Annotated in this window: 2 protein-coding genes; both read right to left on the reverse strand. The window is 65.6% G+C overall.

What is annotated here, in order from left to right; all coding sequences use genetic code 11:
* On the reverse strand, positions 1–860 hold an 860-nt coding region (gene trbG, locus H928_RS0120130; RefSeq protein ID WP_043341242.1), incomplete at its 3' end, for a P-type conjugative transfer protein TrbG.
* Positions 857–1,327 (reverse strand): conjugal transfer protein TrbF (trbF, locus tag H928_RS28915; protein ID WP_043341241.1); only part of this gene is annotated, 471 nt, incomplete at its 5' end. The genes trbG and trbF, both read right to left, overlap by 4 nt.

Below are 1,327 nucleotides of genomic sequence, written 5' to 3' on the forward strand. Positions count from 1 at the left end.
CCGTCGCCTTGCGCGCCGATCACGAACATTGGCGGTAGCTCGCCTTGAGCGATGCCCGCCGGAAACTGGATATAGACCTTCTCGCCATCGTCAAAGGCCCGCAACGGCTTCCACGGCGGATTGCTGCCGCTGACCGCGTAGCGGAAACGGATCTTCTCCAGCGACAGCCCGGCATCGACCGGCGCGGCGGCGCTGGCCGCTTGTGCCTGGCGCTGCAGGGCCAGCATCCTGTCCTTGGGGTATTCCCAGGACACCGAAGCCATCCATGTCTTCTCGGTCGAAGTCAGTTCTAGCAGGTAGGTGCGCCGACTGGTCGTGATGACCAAATTGGTCTTGAGGCCCGAGCGGATGGGCTTGACCATCACATTGACGCGCAGCGCATCGCCGCTGCCGCTCGATGTGTCGCCCACGATCCAGCGCACCGTGTCACCGGCAGCCACCGTCACCAGTTCCTCGCCCGGCTGGAGCGCGATCACGGTCACGCGACCCACGGCCGCATAGACCTGGTACAGCGCGCCATCAGTGAACGGCCAGACCTGGATGGCGTTCACATAGCCCTCGCGTGTGGGCGCAACACGGGCCTCCGTGTTCGCACGGGTCACGCGCACCTTCTCGTCGGGCGATTCCAGTGTGGCCTTGGCATCACCGGCCAGCGGCTTCATCTGTCCAGGCAGTGCCAGCACCTCGGGCACGGTCACGACCTCCACGGGCTTCGGCGCCTCGGGCAGCGGCTGGGCCTGCACCGGCCCATCCAACGAGATGGATGGCGGCGGAGTCCCCTGCGTGGCGCAGCCCGAGAACAAAACGGTGGATGCCAGTAGGATCACAGGCAAGGCGGGTTTACGGAAATGTCCATTCATGGTTTTGCTCCTTCGTTTCCTTCCAGCTCGCGGCTCCACGCCAGCCCGTTGACGTAGATACCCAGCGGGTTCTTGCGCACGCGCTGCTCCGTGCGCGGGGTCTGCAGCACCGTGGAGATCACCGCGTTCCAGCGCTCGGTGCGATCCAGCGCGCCGTTGACGAAGCGCGTCTCGGTCCAGCGCACGTTGAAGGACTGGTCGCTGGCGCGGGTCACGCTGGACACCTGCACCGTCACCGACTCCTTGCCGATGCGCGAGAACGGATCAGCCACCCGCGCGTACTCATTGAGCACCACGGCGCCCTTGTCCGTGGTGTAGTCATAGGCATCGAGCCAGTTCTGCCGCACCACGATGGTGTCGATGGACAGCGAGCGCACCAGGCCGATGAAGCGGCCCAGGTGGTAAGCAATCTGCGCATCGCTGGGCTGGTACGGCGTGGCGGCTTCGCCGACAGCGCGCACCTGGCC

Origin of the sequence: Comamonas sp. B-9 (assembly GCF_000410635.1) — a bacterium.
Lineage (GTDB): Bacteria > Pseudomonadota > Gammaproteobacteria > Burkholderiales > Burkholderiaceae_C > Comamonas.